This window comes from Streptomyces sp. NPDC005794 (genome assembly GCF_042871445.1).
Taxonomy (GTDB): Bacteria; Actinomycetota; Actinomycetes; order Streptomycetales; family Streptomycetaceae; genus Streptomyces.
In genome coordinates, this window is record NZ_JBIAIN010000001.1 from 1 (window position 1) to 15,899 (window position 15,899).

A 15,899-nucleotide genomic window follows, 5' to 3' on the forward strand; every position below is an offset into this window, starting at 1 on the left:
ACCGCTTCTGGTACTTGCTTGCCACCTGGTCACTGCTTCCTCTGGAACCACTCAGGTCCCAGTTTCCAGGTGTTCACGATCAAGGGGAAGCTTCAGCCGTCATCATCATCGCTGCGTGCCCCAGGCTCATGACCGCCGAGCCAGGAGTCCGCCGCTTCCGCCACCTGGTCGTCACGTCCGACAACTGGCCGGGCGTAGTGCCGAGTCGTCACGCTGGCGTTCGAGTGCCCGAGCCGATGCGCGGCGGTCATCACGCCAAACCGGTCGGCGACCCACGTCCCGTGCGAGGCGCGCAGGTCGTGCGGCGTGATGTTTGTGAGCCCGGCCGCCGCCACCGCAGGGTCGAAGTAGGCCTCGCGCCACTGGGTTGTAGCGCAGGGGCCCTCCCCGCCGGGCAGCGTCTCCAGGTGCCGGCCGATCCGCGTCGGTGACCAGCAGGGAGAGGACACGGTAACGGCCCCTGACCGATTCAGCTGGTCAGGGGCCGTTCACCTGCGGTGGGTGTGGGATTTGAACCCACGGTGACATCGCTGCCACGACGGTTTTCAAGACCGTTCCCTTAGGCCGCTCGGGCAACCCACCCTCGCCCCGCCTACCTGCGGCGGAGCGCCTACAGCGTACCGGTTCGCCGACCCTGCTGGGCGATCCTGGCCAGAGGTTGGCCACAGGCCACCCTGCCGGCCACGGAATCGGCTCTGCCGGAACCCGCAGACCGTGCGAGTTTCTCACTCCCCCGCACTGCGCCACACACCTCAGGTGTCTGAGGTGTCGCCCTCCCTGCGCGACGACGGAAGGATGAGGTCTCGCTGGGGATGCTGTTCGCCTTTGACGCTGCCCTGCACCCCAAGGTCCATGCGGGCAGCTTCGTGGAAGTCATTGATCTCTCGGAAGGCTGCTCGGTTCCGCGACCGCCACTCGTCCAGAGTGCCGACAGTCTTACCCTCGGCCTGCCAGTCGATCGCGAGCGCCGCGGTGTTCAGCTCGTGCCCCGCCTCCACAACGGCGTCGCCACCCAGAAGCATGACCCGCTCGAAGGCCCGCCCCCGAAGGCGGGCTGCTTCCAGCAGTTCCTCAAGCAAGTCGCCCTCGGACTTCCCGCTCGGGCGAATGCCTTCTTTGTGCTCGTAGAGCTGTACCGACAGGAAGATGCCGGCCCTGACCCTGTCGACGTAGCCCTCGTAGGCGTCGATCTTCCTGTCGTCCCACCGCGTGACCAGCGCGTACTTGTTGCGGCTCCGCTCCATGACGTACGTGGTCAGGTGCGTGGTGAGCGCGCCCAGCAGCACGGCCGCGATCGTGACGAGTTGCTCGCCGTTTCCCAACTCGTCCCCCTGGTAAGGCTACTGACGATGACTGGGCGATCGTACGAGGCGGGGCGGTCCAGATGTAAGGGAGGGCCGAAAGAGCGGAGTCACGACGTGCCGCATCCCAGGCCGATGTACTCGCCAGGCCCCCGTGACCACACCACGCGCATCCCCGTCCGGGCACTGGTTGCGTACGGCCTCCAAGAAAAGGTTGAATTCGAGCTCCCGAACACGCCCTCAATCAGCATCCAGCTCTTGGGTACACGCCCCACATCGAGGCCCTGATGCCGTGCGTCGACGGAGGTGGACCATGGAGGCAACCGGCCTCCGACGCCGCGGTCCCCGGGCGCACCACGGAGAGACGAGCGGATGATGCATCCCCTGGTAGAAACACTGGTCACCTTGGGCCGTGGGTACGTGCGCCGCGCTCCTGGCTCGATCGGTCATTCTCCGATCGCCGCCCACTTCCTGAACCCCCGTCTCCGGGACAATCCCCGCCGGCGCGCTGTCGACACCATCCATGGAGCGACGTTCGCCGTCGACACTCAGGACCTCATCCAGCGCTACATCTACATGTTCGGCGTATGGGAGCCCCACATGTCCCGCTGGCTCAGCCGGAGGCTCCGCCAGGGCGACACGTTCGTGGATGTCGGCGCCAACGTGGGCTACTTCAGCGTGCTCGCCTCAGAACTCGTGGGAGCGGACGGCCGGGTGGTGGCCATCGAGGCTTCGCCGGTCTTCCATCAACGGCTCCTGCAGCAGGTGCGGCTGAACGGCTACGAGAACGTCCGCGCGGTGAATGTGGCCGTCGATGACGAACCCAGGACCCTGACCTTCGTGTTGGCCAGCTCAGCCAACATGGGGGCCAACAGCATCGTTCCGTACAGCGGTCCCGCCGAGTCGACGTTCGAGATCGAGGCCGTCCCGCTGACCGACGTACTTGAACCGGCAGAGATCGCTCGTGCGCGCGTGATCAAAATCGATGTGGAGGGCGCCGAGGGCCGTGTCGTCCGTGGGCTCGAGCCGCTCCTCGACAAACTCCGGCCGGACGCAGAAGTCACCGTGGAAGTCACCCCCTCGCGGATGGCTCAGCTCGGTGACTCGGTGGAGGAGCTGTTGGCAACCATGAGCCGGCACGGCTTCCATACCTACCGCCTGGCCAACGACTACGCACCGGGCAGCTACCCGAGGATGCTGCGTGACGAGTCCGTCGTGCCGGTTCGATGGCGGGGGCCGGTAGTCGAGGAGAGCGACCTGATCTTTTCTCGCGTCGACGCCGAAACGCTCCCCTGACTGGCGTGGCCCGACTCTCCGTTGAGAGCCGGGCCGCGGCGTCGAGGGAAGCGCCGCTGTACTGCAGCAGTGATGGGCAGGCGGTCGAGGCGGCGGACATCGTCGTCCCTGCCGCGTTCGGCGAGATCGTCTACGAAGTGCCCGTAGCCGGGTAGCTCCACCCCAGGCAGCCCAGTTCGCGGGCCCTCGCCTCGACGACCGCCATGCGTGCGTCGCGTTCGCCCGCATCGGTGTGCTCGGCCTGGCTGGTGGCTTGGCCGGGCCACTTCCGGTACAACAGCCCGACCTCGGGTGAGAACCATCCACGGCTGGTGGCATTCAGCGCCAGGAGCAAGCCTGTGTCCTCCGACGCGGGAAGGGCCATCCAGCCGCCGAGCGCCAGGAGTAGACCGCGGCGGGCGAACAGGGTCGCGGGATGAACCTGCGCCCGGAACCCGTTCTCCTTCCAGAAGTCCAGTACGGCTCCTCGCTCGATGACGCCGCCCTCGGGATCCCCGGGGAACCCTGCCGTCGAGCCGTCGGGCAGCAGGTCCAGGACGCGCGAGGTGGCCCACCCGATGCTGGGGTCGTCTTCGAGAGCGGCCAGATCCCGCGCCAGCGCACCGGCCGGCAGCTGGTCGTCCGCGTCAAGGATCTTGACGTACTCGCCGTGCGCATGCGCGAGCGCCATCGTCCGGGCGACGCCGGGCCCGCCCGGACGCCCCTGCCGGAAGGTGACGCGCGTGTCGTCAGGCACATGAGGGGCGACGTCATCGGTCCGCCCGTCCTCCTGGATGAGCCAGTGCCACTCCCACCCGTCCGGGAGCTCCTGCTCGCACAGGGACTTGTAGGCGTCGGCCAGGAACGGGGCAGACGGAGCGTGCACAGCGGTGATGATGATGACGCGCCGGCGCACGGCACTCACCACCTTTCCAGGGGAGTAGTGAAGAGCATTTCCGTGCGGTCGCCGGGCAGCGTGACGTCGGACATCTCCACAGCGCGTCCGGTGGTGTCGAACGATGTCTTCCTGAGGAGCAGGACGGACGTCCCCGGGGGGAGCTCCAGCTCCTCCGCCTCTTCCGGGGTAGGGGGCCGAGCCGTCACGTGCTCCTCTATACGGCCGAGTTCGATTCCGACCGTGAAGAGCTGGCTCTGCGTGCCGCCTGGCCAGGGCTCGTTGGCGCCGTCCAGGAGGTCCGGGTTCTGCGCGATCAAGTCCCGGACGATGTAGGAGGTCACCAGGCTGAACGGTGCCGTCTCGACGGTGTACCGCGTCCGATACGTCCGCTCCAGGACGGCCGTTCCTTCAGGGACGTCGAAGATCTCCGACAGACGCTCGTCCGACTTGATCTCGCGGTAGGACGCGCGGAAGTCGAGATCGTTGATCTGCAGCCCGGTGTCATGCTCAGTCGCACCCGTCTTCAGCCGCTCCGGCTTCGGCTCGCGAGCCCGGTCCTTCTCCCACTGATGGCGGACGTCGGAGCGCGACACAGTGGTCCGGGGCTGCCGGACGAAGTTGCCACGGCCGTGCTGTTTCACGATCAGCCCTTCGTCCCGGAGCAGGCGAAGTGCGTCCCGAATCGTCGGAACGCTGCGCCTGTACTGCTCGGCGAGCTTCGACTCAGCCGGCAGGCGGTCTCCCGGACTCAGCTCACCTGCACGAATGGATTGCCTGAGCTCATCCGCGATCCGCTCGTATGCGACTGCCATGTGGTGCTCACCGTCCTGTCGATCTGGCGGGCTCAGCCTACGACTCCTCAAGAGGTCTTGACGAGTCCAAGAGAGGCACGCCACAGTCGAGTTGCTTGGGGGACGCCGCCCAGCCAGGAGGGGGACGCGCGAACTCGGATCTCCGAGGTGCCGCACTCCCTCCGCCACGAAGGCAGCACCAGACGAGCTCACCGGCGCCGCCCCGGATGAGCAGGTCGGGCCAGAAGCGCCCGAGCGATGCAACAGCCCCGCCCCGTCCCCAGTGGAGCCGGTACGCAGGCGCACAGATTCATCCGCCGTTCAAGGCCGGAAGCCGCTGATCTCAGCCACGCGAGAGGGGCGCCGCCCCACATCGCAAACGGAGCGAAACAAGCAGCAGCAAAGCTGCGCTATGCCCTCACCCGCACACCGCCCACACAGGATGATTCACCCTGATGATCAGCTACTGTCGCGAACTACTATCGAAGCGCCGAATGCGGACCAACCGCCCCGCAGTTCATCAAGAGCCCGCACCATGAGATGCCCGGCGTCCACAGGGCATGGAAGCGCCCGACCGCTGGAGACGGGGGATGCACCAGCGATCGGGCTGTAGTCAACAGTAACAAGACTGTCTGTCCGGCGGGAGAACCACCTGGCGGCAACGATGATTTGTGATCGAGGTCATGCACGCGGTCCGCACCACTCTCAGCTCCGTCACTGATCGCACGGAGGCTTGTACGAGAGGCGGGGAAGGTACTCGAGCCATTTTTCCGGCGTCAAGACACCCTGAGTGGCTGAGCAAATTCGACTGATTGCCCTGTCGACATCCAGGTTCCACAGCCGGACGGTATCGGCGCCGCTCGACACTCCGAGCATGTGGCTGCTCCGGTTGAACGACAAGAAATTGCCTGTCTTGGCATTCGGACTCATCGATTGACCGACAGGAGTGGCCCTGGACGGATGCGTGACATTCCATAGCCGGACCGTGTCGTCATTGCCACCGCTCGCCAGAGTGCGCCCGTCCCCGCTGAACGTCAGTGACACCACCGCTTGGGTGTGGCCCGTGAGAATGGAACCCAGCCGGGCTCCCTTGCCAGGGTCGTTGACGTTCCAGAGCCTGACCGTGCTGTCGTCGCTGCCGCTGGCCAGTGTGCGGCCGTCCGGACTGTAGGCGAGCCCGTTGACGGGTCCCAGGTGCCCGTAGAGAGGCGCGCCGAGTTGGGAGGCATGGCGTGGGTCGGTCACGTTCCAGAGCCTGACCGTGCCGTCAGCGCTGCCACTGGAGAGAGTGCGGCCATCAGGGCTGAAGACGAGGGTGTTGACGTAACCCTTGTGGCCTGTGAGCGGCGCGCCAACCGGAAGAAGGCGGGACGGGTCCCCCACGTCCCACAGCCGTATGGTGCGGTCGTCGAGGGCGGTTGCCAGAGTGCGCCCGTCCGGGCTGAACGCCAGCGCGTCGGGGCCCGCGAATCGTGTCTTCAGCATGACAGGTGGCCCGTAGGAGACAGGCCGGGACGGGTCTGTGACGTTCCACAACTGCACTGCGCGGTTTCCGGTCAGCACCGCAAGTGTGTGGCCGTCGGGGGAGAACGCCAGCGACCGCACGTCGCCGTCGCCCGGCATGAACGGTCTGCTCACCAGGACGGGCCGGTTGGGGGACTCCACGTTCCACAGCCGGACCTTGTCGTCGCGCGCGGCCGTGGCGAGCACCCGCCCATCCGGACGGAACGCTCCGATTCGGCCGATCATGTCCGACGCCGGTATCGACCACAGGCGGACCTTGTTGTCACCGCTCCCGGTGGCGAGAGTCCGGCCATCAGGACTGAAGCCCACGGCGTACATCTCGCCGCTGCTGCCCGTGAGAGGCTCGCCGACCTGTGAGGGGTATGCCGGATTGATGACGTTCCACAGACTCGCCGTGCTGTCTGCACTGCCGACCGCGAGCATGGTTCCGTCGGGGCTGAAGGCCACTGACCATACGGGGCCGGTATGACCGGTGAGAGGCGCGCCGAGTTGGGCGGCACGGCGTGGGTCGGTCATGTTCCAGAGCCGAACGGTGTCGTCCGCGCTACCGGTGGCGAGAGTGCGGCCATTGGGGCTGAAGGCCACGGAATGCACTGTGCCCGCGTGGCCGGTCAGCGCTGATCCGATCGAATCCGGGTGACGCGGATCAGCCACGTCCCACAGCCTGATCGTGCCGTCGTCGCCGCCGGCTGCCAGCGTCCGCCCGTCAGGACTGAACGCCACGGAGCGCACGGCGGCCGTGTGGCCGGTCAGGGTACCGATCGCTTGTGGCCGGCTCGGATTGTCCACATCCCAGAGCCGCACGGTGTGGTCTTCGTTCGCGGAGACCAGGGTATGTCCGTCGGGGCTGAACGCGAGGAGGTAGGCCGTGCCGCCACGGCCGGCCACTGGTGAACCGAGCAGCTGCGGGCGGCTGGGATCCCGCACGTTCCACAGCCGGATCGTGCCGTCGTCCGACGTGCTGGCGAGGGTGTGGCCGTCCGGGCTGAAGACCGCGCTGCTCACCCAGCTCTTATGGCCCGTAAGGGGCTTGCCCAGCTGTTCGGGACGAGTCGGGTCCGTCACGTCCCACAGCCGAACGGTTCGGTCGTAACTGGCGGTGGCCAGAATCCGTCCACTTGGGCTGAACGAGGTGAGGTAGACGGCTCCGGCGTGGCCGAGAAGGGGGGTGGCCAGTGGCGCGTTCACTATCGAGATCAGCCGATTGTTCGTGCCCTCGTCGTCCGGCCGTAGACGATGTGCCACCAGGCCGAGCTGAGCCGACAGAGACGGATCGGTGTACTGGACGCGATCGACTTCGGCGACCACCTGTTCGAACACGGCGTCGTCCCGCTCCTGCCACGCGACCACCGCCGAACCGACGGCCAGGATCGCCAGGACGACCAGAGCCGACACCGCACCACGGCTGATCCAGACCGTGCGCTTGCGCAGCCTGGCCGAAGCGGCCAGGAAATCCACCGCGCTCCTGGTCAGAAAACCTTCACCGGCAGATTTTTCCCAGCTGCCGGCCTGCTCCAGCCGGGAACCCCGGTAGAGAAGTGACGCGTCGCGATTCGCGGACTCCCAGGCGCGCCCGTCCTCCTCCAGTTGCTGGCGCAGCAGATTGCCGTTCCTGTCCTCGTCTATCCAGTCACGCAGGCGTGGCCAGGCGTGGAGCAGTGCTTCATGGGTGATCTCCACGTTCTCCGCGTCGAGCGTCACCAATCGGGCGTGCACCAGCGCCTCGAGCGATTCCTCTGTCTTGTCAGGGTCCGTCGACTCTTCCGCCAGCTGGCGCCGGGTCTCCCGCCTACGGGTCGCCTGGGTGTCTTCACCCAGGCGGACCAGCCTGAGAAGGAGCAGTCTCGCGGCCGTGCGTGCCGCCGGTCCGAGGCTGGACCAGGCCCGCTCGGCGGTCGCCGCCACCGCGCCTTGGATTCCGCCCGCCGCGCTGTAGCCGGCCAGCGTCAGCCTTCCCGCACTGCGTCGCTGCCAGGTGGCGAGCAAGGCGTGGGAGAGGAGCGGCAGCACCCCCGCGTGCGTGCCGCGGGGGCCGTCAGCGCTCACTTCCCGGACAATCAGCTCCGCCAGTCCCGGTTCGAGTCCCAGACCCACGGCCTTGGCCGGGCTGGTCACCGCCTCGCGCAACTCCGCGGTGGTCAGCGGCCCGAGAACCATGTGCCGGTGCTGCAGCGCGTCAGCCAGTTCGGGATACCCGAGACATTGCTCGTACAAGTCGGCGCGTATGCCGAGGACTACCAGTACGGGAGCGGAGCCGTCCGCGTCGGCGGGCGTGCACGCAGCATGGAGGAGCTGGATGAACGTGCCCCTGTCCGCCTCGTCGGAGCAGAGGGTGAACGTCTCCTCGAACTGATCCACGATGACGACCGGACAGGCGCGGGAGGACGATGTCTCGCGGTGCGCCCATTTTGAGAAAGCATCCCTCGCCAGGTGCGCGAATGGGGGTGTACCGGGTTCCTCGGCGGCGGAGAGGACGGGCGCAAGTTCAGGTATGCGGCGAGTCAGCTCCGCGAGAGGATCGCTTCCTGGGAACAGTTGGAGAACCTCCCGCGCCTGGACGCCCCCCTCGCCCAATGCGCCGTTCCGTAACGTGGGCACCAAGCCGGCGTTCAGGAGAGAGGATTTCCCTGCTCCCGAGGCGCCCACGAGCATGACCAGGCCCCCCGTCTTCTCCGCTGCCCGGAGCTGAGCGACGAGGGCCTCCGTGCTCCGCTCCCGGCCGAAGAACCACTGAGCGTCCTGCTGACGGTACGGAGCCAGTCCTCGGTAGGGGCACACACCACCGGGGACGGTCAGGGTTTCGCCCGGGGGGCGTTCCTTCTCTTCCGCGGATGCCGCGAGTGGGTCGCCGACCGGGCCGTCCACCGCGCGCTCCCACAGGCGCTGCCACTGGGCCAGGTCGTACAGGCCCGTGGACACCGGCACCGTTCGCAAGCGCCGTGCTTGGGGGACCAGGACGTGCAGCACGGCTGCGAGGGCGACGAACTGGGCCGGCACGTTCCTGGCCCGTCGCCAGTCGCTGATCCGTTGAGCGGACACCCGCACGGGGCGCCCTCGTTCGTCGACCCGCTGAAGCCGGGCGACCGCCTCGGAAACACTCTTGAGGGGCGGGTTGCCCGCCTCCTTGTACAGCAGCGCAAGGCGTTCCGCCAGGACTGTGCGTGCCCCTGAGTCGGAGCTCAAGGTATCTACCCCTTACTTCCCCCGCGCCTGGACATCCGGACCGGAAAACTCAGCTTATCTGCCTGACCTGCGGATAGTTGTGAACCCGGATTCCGGAACGTCCTGGGCGGGAGTCACAGCTGACAGGATCTCGAAGCAGTAGCGCATCAACCGGACGTCGCCCGGAAGAAAACACACGCTCAGCACTCGGAGCCCATCATGCCGCTGCATGCTCTCCGCCGGATTCCGCCGTAGTCACGAGACGGGCGGTGGTCGCGCCACCAGAGCTCGAGAGATCCGTGGAGCCGGTCCCACCCGGACCGCTGTCGCATCCACCACGGGCCCGGCCTCTGGTTCGATTCGCGCCGAACACAGCGCGGATCGGCTCCACACGCGTTGTTCGACACCGGTCCCCACGAGGGGAGGGACCGGCACCGAACGGCGCGTGTGGAGCCGACACAGGTCAAGGCCGAGCCCTCTACCGCAGAACTCCGCTACGCACCGGGAGCTGCGTCAGGGGCCGCCGTTCCCGCCATCGGCGGCGACACGGCCCGGGTCCGGTCCTGGCGACATCCGGTCATCCGGTCGCGGGCGGCACCGTCGCAGCGTGAGCTCAGCGCCCGGCCCAGGCCCGTAGCACCCACCGGTAGACGTACGACAGGACAGCGAGGCCGTGTGAGAGGGGCTGCCGAGTGCTTCGGCAGCCCCTCTCACACGCAGCTTTCTCAGCTGCCGAGACTCTGTGGTCCCGCCCGGGAAACCGGGCCGGGAGCGGTCGAGGTTCCCAAGACCGTTCCCTTGGGCCGCTGGGGCAGCCCACCCCACGTCGTCACCGGGCCCGGTGGCCCGGGCCGGCTCGATGCGTGGGACACGCCCAGCCGGTCAGCTGTCACCCTTGCGCTCGCCCAGGGTGAGTTCGGCCGTTGCCGTCCTGCCGTCGCGCTCGTAGGTGAGCGTGACCCTGTCGCCCGGCTTGTGGGTCCAGATCTCGCCGATCAGCGTCGGGCCGCTGTCGACCACCGTGTCGTTGAACTTGGTGATCACGTCACCGGACTTCAGCCCCGCCTTCGCCGCCGGGCCGTCCGCAGTGACGGCGGGGGTACCGGCCGCGCCCTCGTCCGAGATGACGGCGCCGCCGGTCTTCTCCTCCATCGTCACCGTCGCGCCGATCACCGGGTAGACGGGCTGGCCCGTCTTGATCAGCTGCTCGGCGACGTTCTTCGCCTGGTTGACGGGGATCGCGAAGCCGAGGCCGATGGAGCCCGCCTGGGACTGGCCGACGCCGCCGCCGCTGGTGGACTGGATGGCCGAGTTGATGCCGATGACCGCACCGCCCGCGTCCAGGAGCGGACCGCCCGAGTTGCCCGGGTTGATCGAGGCGTCGGTCTGCAGGGCGCTCATGTACGAGTTCTTGTTGCTGGAACCGTCACCGGAGGCGACCGGCCGGTCCTTCGCGCTGATGATGCCGGTGGTGACCGTGTTGGAGAGGCCGAACGGCGCACCGATCGCGATCGTGGAGTCGCCCACCGCGACCTTGTCGGAGTCGCCCAGGGCCAGCGGAGTCAGGCCCTCCGGCGGGCTGTTCAGCTTCAGCACGGCCACGTCGTAGCCCTGGGCCCGGCCGACCACCTCGGCGTCGTACTTCTTGCCGTCGGAGAACGTCGCGGTCAGCTGGCCGCTGTCCGCCGCGGAGGCCACCACGTGGTTGTTCGTGAGGATGTGGCCCTCCTTGTCGTACACGAAGCCGGTGCCCGTTCCGCCCTCGCCGTCGCCGGACTGCGCGTCGATGGTGACGACGCTGGGCAGCGCGCTCGCCGCGACGCCGGCGACCGTGCCCGCTTCGCGCTTGAAGTCCTTGGGGCTGTTGGAAGCGGCGACCGTGGTCGACCCGGAGGAGGAGCTGGAGTCATTGCTGTCGGCGGCCCAGTAGCCGAGGGCTCCGCCGACGCCGCCCGCGACCAGTGCGGCCACCGCGACGGCGGCGATCAGACCGTTCGCGCGGCGCTTGCGCGGGGGCTCGGGCTCCGAGGGAACCGGGGCTCCCCAGGCCGGGGAGCTGCCGCCGTCGGCGTACGCGGGGACGGCGGGAGGGGGCGGCGGCCAGGCGGCCGAGCCGGCCGGCGGCTGCTGCTGCTGCGACGGCGGCGGAGCGTACGGGTACGGCTCGTGCCCTGCGGTGGACGGCTCGGGGCTCTCCTGGTGCGTCGCCATCGGAATCGGGGCCGTCGGCGCGTCCGCGGGCGGGGCAGGCGGGGCCTCCGGCGCGGGCGGCCCTGCCTGCGGGGTGCCCTCAGGAGCGGCAGCCGGCACAGGAGGTGCGGACGGAACAGACGGTACGGACGGAACCGCGGTGCCCTCGTTGCCCTCGTTCTCGGTGCTCACAGCTCTTTACTCCTCGGTTCCACTCGGCATTCGGCAAGAGATCCGCTGTGCACGTGTCTGCGGTCAGCTTTTCCCACAGCACGTCAGGCCACTGTAAGCAGGACCTGTGCATCCGCACACCAATCTTTACATCAGGCAAAACGGTCCCCTGTCACAAGGTGTCAACACCTGACGTGTCCCGATGACACGATGGCGCGGTGACCCATGCACGTCTGCCCTCACCCCAGCCTCCTATCCAGGTCATCGCCCACCGCGGGGCCTCGGACGACGCCCCCGAGCACACCCTGGCCGCGTACCGGAAGGCCATCGAGGACGGGGCTGACGCCCTGGAGTGCGACGTTCGCCTCACTGCGGACGGGCAGCTCGTCTGCGTGCACGACCGCAGGGTGAACCGCACGTCGAACGGCCGGGGCGCCGTCTCCGCCCTGGAACTGGCGGATCTCGCCGCCCTCGACTTCGGCTCGTGGAAGGACCACGAGGAGTCCCCGGACTGGGACCCGGTACCGGGTGAGCTCACGTCCGTACTCACCCTGGAACGGCTCCTCGAGCTGGTTCACGACGTCCGGGCCGCCGGCCGGCCGCTCCAGCTGGCCATCGAGACCAAACACCCCACGCGCTGGGCCGGCCAGGTCGAGGAGCGACTGCTCCATCTCCTCAAGCGGTTCGGCCTGGACGCCCCGCCTGCGGACGGGCCGTCCCCGGTGCGCGTCATGAGTTTCTCCGCACGGTCCCTGTACCGCGTCCGGGCCGCCGCACCCACCCTGCCCACGGTCTTCCTGATGCAGTTCGTCTCACCACGGCTGCGTGACGGGCGACTCCCCGCCGGGGCCCGGATCGCCGGCCCGGGGATGCGGATCGTACGCAATCACCCGGGCCACATCGAGCGGTTGCACCGGGCGGGGCACCGGGTGCACGTGTGGACCGTGAACGAGCCGGAGGACGTCGAGCTCTGCGTGCGCCTCGGAGTGGAAGCAATCATCACCAACCGACCGAAACAGGTCCTTGCGCAACTTGGCCGCTCTTCACATCAGTGACAGGGGGTGCACCGGCGCATTCACTCCGCAATCGATCGTTACGAGTGCATCACTGACAGGGCTTTGGCCGGTTTCCGGCGCAGTTCAGGGGGGCATCCAATCCGTGGCGTGGGGGCAAAGGAGGTCTCGGGGGTGGCGTTTGTGGTGGCACAGGAAGTGCCCACGTCGTCGAGCATGGCCGTACCCCATGGCCCTGCGGGCGTGGGGCAGGCGCGGCATCGTATGCGTGAGCAGCTGCGCAGCAACGGGGTCTCGGACACCGTGGTCGACGACGCGGTACTGATCCTTTCCGAACTTCTCAGCAATGCCTGCCGGCACGGCAGACCGCTGGGGCAGCACTCGGAGGTGGGGGACGGAGACATCCGTGCCGCATGGCGCGTGGACAGAAGGGGCGACCTGACCGTCGAGGTCACGGACGGCGGCGGGCCGACCAGGCCGGTCCCTGCCACGCCGTCGGTGACCGCGCGCGGCGGACGCGGACTCAACATCATCAGTGCCCTCGCCCAGGAGTGGGGCGTACGGGACGACGCAGTCGGTGAGGTCACCGTCTGGGCCCTGGTCTCCGCGGACCACGGACACGGCGGCTTCACGACGGCGGCCCCGGGCCCCGCGAGGTCCGCCCGCCGCGAGCGGTCCGGGCTGAGCGGACGGCGCGCGATGCATGGATTCGGCTCGCTCGACGGGCTGGAACTCGCGGACGCTCTCGACGCCTTCGACGACGCGGGCTGAGAGCGGTACGGCACGCGCGCGGCGGAACAGGCCGGGAGGGTGCCACGGCAGGTGTGCCCCGGCAGTGACGGGGACGGCTAGGCTCGCGCCCGAGACCGCACTGTCGCAATCGGGAGAACGTCCACCATGGCCAAGAAGCGCCCTCAGTCCAAGGCCGGGAAGCCGCAGCTCAAGGACGGTGAAATCCCGGTCGTAGGGGCCCGTGAGCCCTGCCCGTGCGGTTCGGGCCGCCGCTACAAGGCGTGTCACGGACGCGCCGCCGCGCACGCGGTGACCGAGCTGGTCCAGCGCCCCTTCGAGGGAATCTCCGGAGAGTGCGACTGGATCGCCCTGCGCGAGCTGGTCCCCGCAGCCACCGTCGAGCTGACGCTGAAGGGCGGGCTGCCCGCGGGCGTGCCGTCCGTGTCGCTCGCGACGGTGCTGCCGATGGCCTGGCCGGCGCTGCGCCGGGACGACGGCTCCGTCCTGCTCGCCCTGCAGAACGACACCTCGTCCGGCGACCTCAGCCGCGACCTCGCGGACACCCTGCAGCGTGCGCTGGAGGCCGAGCCCGGCTCGCCGGTCGCCGCCCGCCGGGTGCCCGCCGACGGTCCGCGCCTGCAGGACGTCCTCGACCCCGACGCCGCGTTCGAGCCGGTCGTGCACTCCGGTTTCGAATTCTGGGTCCCGGACGCGGAGAACGCCACGGCGGAGGTCTCCGCCTCCCTGGAGCGTGCCAACGCGGCGGCCATCCCCACCACCCGGCTCTCCGGCGTGGACGCGGCCTACTGGTGCGAGACTCCGGAGAAGAACCACCTCCGCTGGGTCATGCCGCACCCCGAGGAGCAGCTGCTCGACGCCCTCGCACGGCTGCACGCGGCGGGCACCTCCTCGCTCGGCGAAGGGACCCGTCTGGTGGGCTCGTTCCGCGCCCACGGGCTGATGGTCCCGGTCTGGGACCTGCCGAGCGCGATGGGGGCCGAGGAGTGCGAGAAGCCCGCGGCGCGGTTCGCCGAGCGGCTCACCGAAGCCCTCGCCTCGGACGCTCCGCTGACGGGCGAGGAGCGCCGGGCCCGCGGTGGTCTCACCAACCGACAAGTGACGCTCAGCTGACAGTGACGAGAGCCGGGAGGCGGTCGGTGACCCCGTCACAACTCCCCGTACCCGTCGGTAAATCGGTGTCCGAATAGGCGAGATCGAATTTGCTAACGGCAGATCTCTTGTTACGGTTCTGGAAGTCCGGTCGCTGGTGCATCCCCCGTCGCCAGCGGCCGGACATTCTCGTTCCCGGGCCCGGACAGGCCGGGGCGCACGCCGGAGCACTCGTCGCATCGGCGGCCTGCGGCGCCTGTCCGGCCCCGCACCTGCCTCCCGCCCTCGCGCACCCCGTCCCGCCACAGGTCCGCACCCCGACAGCCCCTGTGCGCCAACCCGGTTCCGCTCCGCGCCGGAGCGGCGCGCGCACCGGCCGGCCGGTCGCACCACGCGTTCGCTTTCGGACAGAAAACCCGGGATGCGCGCCGGACGCCGTCGATGGGCCCACAGCACTCGGGAAACGCGCACATGGAACACCTGGGAATCATGCACACCGGAAGCACCACGCGCACCGTTCGGACCATCCGCGAACGGCTGCCAGGAAGCCTGCGGTCACCGGCTTTCACGAGGACGCGGTTCACGCCTGCCGGGACGCGCCGCCCGCTCAGTATGTGAGCCGACTGCCGCCGTCCGGAGCTCCGTTGCTCGCCTCGACGAGCGCGTCCAGGACCGATTCCACATCCGGGAGCCACAGCGCGGCGTCCCCCGCCGCCGGTGCGCGCTCCCAGCGCACCTGCCCCGAACCCACCTCGGACGGAGGCAGGATGAGGTAACCGCCCTCTCCGTGGAACCGCAGGGAGCTGGGCACCCGGTCCTTGGCATGCAGCAGTTCGCCGAGCCGTTCCAGGGTGTAGGGGGCCACCAGCAGCGACCACCGGGTCGGGGTCGCCACCACGGGGCCGAGCCGCACCCCCATGCCGTCGAGTGCGGTCAGCGCCCGCGCGCCGGCGACGGCGGACAGACTCAGCGCGCAGGGTGCCTGGCCCCCGGTGGCCAGGACGACGGGGGCGGTGGGCCGGTTGGTCCACCACCAGCGCACCATGCGCGCGTCGGTGGTCGCCGCGAGGAGACCGGGGTCGAAGGGGTGTGCGCCGGGTACGGCGCACTCGGGGTCGGGACAGGCACAGCCACGGCCGCGTTCGCCGCGCACGACTCCCGTCGCCAGCCCTGCTCCTGGGAGCACGGGCCACTTCCGGACGGTGGCACAGATCAGCGCCGCGTCGAGCTGGGCGGAACTTCCCTTGCGCCGGGGCCGGTGCCTGCGTCGCCTTCCGAGGATCTCGCGCATGAGCGCTCGTTCCTTTCCGTTGAACGCCGAGGTCCACATCACACCACGTGCTCGTTACAGCACGTGTGCGTCTCTTCGCTGTGCGTGCTTGCTCATCGGGTCTGCGGTACGGACGGATAGTCGGTGCCGAGCGTGAGCCGAGCCGAGCAGAGTGGAACCGAACAGAATGGAGCCGAGCCGAGTCGAAACCGAGCCGAGTCCAGTCAAAACATCGCGCGGTCGGCGTGCGCATCGCGCGTGCCGTCCCTTGTGCAACCCCGCCACTCGGGGGTGGGCGGGCGACCGTCATCCATGAGGACGCCCGGGCTCGCTGTCGGGTTCCGGGGCGGTGGCAACTGCCCCTGGCCATCCACGATTACGTACCCAGGATGTCCGGGATGACGCTCCCTCCGGCATTTCACCCCGAGGGCGCCCCTTGTTCGAGCGCACCCAGTCGACCGC

The 15,899-nt window shown here is 68.9% G+C and carries 11 protein-coding genes, 1 tRNA gene and 1 pseudogene; 5 read left to right on the plus strand and 8 right to left on the minus strand.

Going from position 1 to position 15,899, the window contains the following annotated elements:
- Nucleotides 1–92: 92 nt before the first annotated feature.
- From ACFYQ5_RS00005 to ACFYQ5_RS00015, 3 genes and pseudogenes are all read right to left on the minus strand, one after another.
- Nucleotides 93–422: pseudogene (locus tag ACFYQ5_RS00005) on the minus strand (tyrosine-type recombinase/integrase); the annotation flags it as partial.
- A 73-nt stretch (nt 423–495) separates the two neighbouring features.
- Nucleotides 496–582, minus strand: a tRNA-Ser gene (locus tag ACFYQ5_RS00010).
- Nucleotides 583–752: 170 nt separating this feature from the next.
- A complete protein-coding gene (locus tag ACFYQ5_RS00015) occupies nt 753–1,322 on the minus strand; it encodes a hypothetical protein (RefSeq protein ID WP_389190809.1) in 570 nt (189 codons plus the stop codon).
- 351 nt (nt 1,323–1,673) lie between these two features.
- Here ACFYQ5_RS00015 and ACFYQ5_RS00020 point away from each other — a divergent pair, with 351 nt between their 5' ends.
- Both ACFYQ5_RS00020 and ACFYQ5_RS00025 read left to right on the plus strand, forming a co-directional pair.
- Complete coding sequence (locus tag ACFYQ5_RS00020; RefSeq protein ID WP_389190811.1) at nt 1,674–2,597, plus strand: FkbM family methyltransferase; 924 nt, start codon at nt 1,674–1,676, stop codon at nt 2,595–2,597.
- A gap of 5 nt (nt 2,598–2,602) precedes the next feature.
- Complete coding sequence (locus ACFYQ5_RS00025; RefSeq protein WP_389190813.1) at nt 2,603–2,752, plus strand: hypothetical protein; 150 nt, start codon at nt 2,603–2,605, stop codon at nt 2,750–2,752.
- Here the strand turns inward: ACFYQ5_RS00025 and ACFYQ5_RS00030 are convergent.
- The 4 genes from ACFYQ5_RS00030 to ACFYQ5_RS00045 all read right to left on the minus strand — a co-directional run bounded on the left by ACFYQ5_RS00030 (nt 2,728) and on the right by ACFYQ5_RS00045 (nt 11,333).
- Nucleotides 2,728–3,492, minus strand: coding sequence for a glycosyltransferase family 2 protein (locus ACFYQ5_RS00030; RefSeq protein WP_389191905.1), 765 nt, complete (start codon nt 3,490–3,492; stop codon nt 2,728–2,730). The genes ACFYQ5_RS00025 and ACFYQ5_RS00030 overlap by 25 nt on opposite strands.
- A gap of 5 nt (nt 3,493–3,497) precedes the next feature.
- Nucleotides 3,498–4,286, minus strand: coding sequence for a GntR family transcriptional regulator (locus ACFYQ5_RS00035; RefSeq protein ID WP_389190815.1), 789 nt, complete (start codon nt 4,284–4,286; stop codon nt 3,498–3,500).
- Between the two features lie 693 nt (nt 4,287–4,979).
- A complete protein-coding gene (locus ACFYQ5_RS00040; RefSeq protein WP_389190817.1) occupies nt 4,980–8,972 on the minus strand; it encodes a hypothetical protein in 3,993 nt (1,330 codons plus the stop codon).
- Between the two features lie 861 nt (nt 8,973–9,833).
- Nucleotides 9,834–11,333, minus strand: coding sequence for a S1C family serine protease (locus ACFYQ5_RS00045; protein WP_389190819.1), 1,500 nt, complete (start codon nt 11,331–11,333; stop codon nt 9,834–9,836).
- Between the two features lie 197 nt (nt 11,334–11,530).
- On the opposite strand from ACFYQ5_RS00045, the gene ACFYQ5_RS00050 reads away from it, so the two are divergent.
- The 3 genes from ACFYQ5_RS00050 (at nt 11,531) to ACFYQ5_RS00060 (ending at nt 14,188) form a co-directional block, all read left to right on the plus strand.
- Nucleotides 11,531–12,367, plus strand: a complete 837-nt coding sequence (locus ACFYQ5_RS00050; RefSeq protein ID WP_389190821.1) for a glycerophosphodiester phosphodiesterase — start codon at nt 11,531–11,533, stop codon at nt 12,365–12,367.
- Nucleotides 12,368–12,589: 222 nt separating this feature from the next.
- Nucleotides 12,590–13,096, plus strand: coding sequence for an ATP-binding protein (locus ACFYQ5_RS00055; protein ID WP_389190823.1), 507 nt, complete (start codon nt 12,590–12,592; stop codon nt 13,094–13,096).
- 126 nt (nt 13,097–13,222) lie between these two features.
- Nucleotides 13,223–14,188, plus strand: coding sequence for a DUF5926 family protein (locus ACFYQ5_RS00060; RefSeq protein ID WP_389190825.1), 966 nt, complete (start codon nt 13,223–13,225; stop codon nt 14,186–14,188).
- Nucleotides 14,189–14,774: 586 nt separating this feature from the next.
- Here the strand turns inward: ACFYQ5_RS00060 and ACFYQ5_RS00065 are convergent.
- Nucleotides 14,775–15,458, minus strand: coding sequence for a bifunctional DNA primase/polymerase (locus ACFYQ5_RS00065; RefSeq protein WP_389190827.1), 684 nt, complete (start codon nt 15,456–15,458; stop codon nt 14,775–14,777).
- Between the last annotated feature and the right edge of the window lie 441 nt (nt 15,459–15,899).